At 53.4% G+C, this 2429-nt stretch carries 2 protein-coding genes and 1 pseudogene; 1 reads left to right on the top strand and 2 read right to left on the bottom strand.

The window, feature by feature from the left end; translation table 11 throughout:
• A pseudogene (locus tag RDQ42_RS09985) lies at positions 1–403 on the bottom strand (citramalate synthase); the annotation flags it as partial.
• Positions 404–638: 235 nt separating this feature from the next.
• Here RDQ42_RS09985 and nth point away from each other — a divergent pair.
• Positions 639–1283, top strand: a complete 645-nt coding sequence (gene nth, locus RDQ42_RS09980; RefSeq protein ID WP_054332427.1) for an endonuclease III — start codon at positions 639–641, stop codon at positions 1281–1283.
• A gap of 78 nt (positions 1284–1361) precedes the next feature.
• Here nth and RDQ42_RS09975 read toward each other — a convergent pair whose 3' ends face one another.
• Positions 1362–2108, bottom strand: a complete 747-nt coding sequence (locus RDQ42_RS09975; RefSeq protein ID WP_054332428.1) for a YebC/PmpR family DNA-binding transcriptional regulator — start codon at positions 2106–2108, stop codon at positions 1362–1364.
• Positions 2109–2429 lie beyond the last annotated feature (321 nt).

The following is a 2429-nucleotide window of genomic DNA, read 5'->3' as shown; positions in this document are numbered from 1 at the left end:
TAAAGAATTGGATGGTGTCATAGATCATCCGAATGTTTTCCTCCAGGTTGACGCAGAGGCGTTCCCGCACTGCCTGATCCCAGCTCCAGCCGGCAATGGTGACAACGTCGGTACCGCTGGACAGCAGGGCCTGGCAGCCTGCGTCCTCATTGGCGGAGACCCCGCTTTTGCGGGTCCCCCCATAAGCGACCAGCCGGGCGCTTTCCAAGGGGAGTTTTTTCGCCTGGTGGAAAAATTCCATATCCTGTTTGGAGGCCGCCGGATTGCCCCCCTCAATGAACAATATGCCTAACCGGTCCAGGGCCTTCAATATTTCCAACCGATCTTCCAACGAGAATTGCAGGCCTTCGCCCAGCGCCCCGTCCCGCAGAGTGGAGTCATAGATTTCAATTTTCTTTTCCATCACTGTACCGCCGTTTCTGTTGTATCCGAGCAGGCAATTGGCACTTGCTGGAGTTGTATGTTTCTTTTCCCTTCTAGAATAATCGCATTGGCATAAGAAGTCAAGGCAGCTTACCTCCCTCGCCCGACAAAGGTGAGAAGAATTCTTTTTATTCCTCATTTATGGGGGAGATCCATTGCTTTTTTCCGGCAAATTGGTATAATAAAACTAATAATCTGCCAAAAGAGGTGCTACTATGCGCAAAAAAGAACGCGCCCAAATGGCTGTCGATCTTCTCAAAGAGGAGTATCCCGACGCCATCTGCTCCCTGGAGTACGAACGACCCTATGAACTGCTCATCTCCACCCGGCTGTCCGCCCAGTGCACCGATGCCCGGGTCAACATCGTCACCAAGGATCTTTTTGCCAAATACACCTCCTTGGAAATGCTGGCAAACGCCGACCTCGCTGAACTCGAGAGCATCATTCGCCCCTGCGGCCTGTACAAAACCAAGGCGAGGGACATCATCAACCTCTCCCGAATGCTGATCGATGAATATGATTCCCAGCTCCCCCCCTCTTTGGAGGAGTTGACCAAGCTGCCTGGTATTGGCCGCAAAACCGCCAACCTGATTATGGGGGACATCTTCCACCAACCGGCTTATGTCTGTGATACCCACTGCATCCGCATCACCAACCTGCTGGGCCTTACCACCACCAAAGACCCCTTGAAAACCGAGAATGAACTGCGGGACTGCCTCCCCCCGGAGGAGTCCAACGATTTCTGCCATCGGCTTGTTCTCCACGGCCGGGCGGTGTGCAAAGCCCGCTCCCCCCAGTGTGAGATCTGCTGTTTGCAGCCCTGCTGCAAACACTACCAGGATTCCCTGAAAAAGAAGTAATCCCCATAGATTCCCCGGACAAAAAAAGCGGAGAGGCAGCCTCTCCGCTTTTTTTTGCAGGTTGTGCTGGGCGGAGGATTATTCCTCCTCGTCCTCGTCGGGGTTCTCCCAGTTGTGCCAGAAATCCTGGACATCGTCGTTGTCCTCCAGCATCTCGATGAGACGGTTCAGCTTCGTCCGGGTCTCTTCATCATCGATGACCGTGGTGGTAGTTGGGATGTAGGCAACCTCACTGGAGGCAAAGGCATAGCCCTTCTCCTCCAAAGATTCCCGGACCTTGCCCAGGTCGTTTGGCTCGGTGGTGATCTCCACAACGCCGTCTTCATCAATGGAGAAGTCGTCGGCCCCTGCGTCAAAACAGTCTTCCATGATCTTGTCCTCGCTGAAGGCGCTCTCCTCAACGATCAGCACCCCTTTTTGGGTAAACATGAAGGAGACACAGCCAGTCTGGCCCAGATTGCCGCCGAATTTGTCAAAATAATGGCGGATATCCCCGGCGGTGCGGTTGCGGTTGTCGGTCAAGGTATCCACGATAAAGGCGATTCCACCGGCGCCATACCCTTCATAAACGATATTCTCGTAATCGTTTTTGTCGCCGTCGCTGACAGCCTTTTTAATAACCCGGTCGATGTTGTCGTTGGGCACATTGTTGGCTTTTGCTTTAGCGATACAATCCCGCAGTTTGCTGTTGGTGGCGGGGTCACCGCCGCCCTCCCGGACAGCTACCGAAATCTCACGGCCGATTTTGGTGAAGATCTTCGCTCTTGCACCATCGGTCTTTTCTTTTTTCCGTTTGATGGTACTCCATTTGGAATGGCCTGACATAGTAATCGTCCTCTCATATAGCAGTAACAAAGATATTTTAGCACAAACTGCAGCTGGAAACAAGGGGAGATTCCAACGTGCTCCTCAGCCCGATGGCTTTGACGGGTCTTCCCTCTTATGCGCCTGCCAGCGGCCGGGCGCAAGCCATCAACCACTTTCCCCTGCGGGGGTGACAGGCGAGTTTTCAGAGCTGTGCGGAGAAAACCGCCGTCAAGAGGGGGCAGAGCCCCCTATGAAAAAAGAGAGAAGAAAGCAAAAGCTTTCTTCTCTCTTTTTGGAGCGGGTTACGAGGCTCGAACTCGCTACCTCCACCTTGGCAAG

This window comes from uncultured Merdimmobilis sp., from assembly GCF_902471145.1.
Taxonomy (GTDB): Bacteria; Bacillota; Clostridia; order Oscillospirales; family Ruminococcaceae; genus Merdimmobilis; species Merdimmobilis hominis.
This window is presented reverse-complemented; position numbering and strand designations above follow the sequence as displayed.

Coding starts and splice junctions, on each gene's coding strand:
- RDQ42_RS09975 (WP_054332428.1), bottom strand. CDS start 2,108: ATGTCAGGCCATTCCAAATGGAGTACCATCAAACGGAAAAAAGAAAAG.
- nth (WP_054332427.1), top strand. CDS start 639: ATGCGCAAAAAAGAACGCGCCCAAATGGCTGTCGATCTTCTCAAAGAG.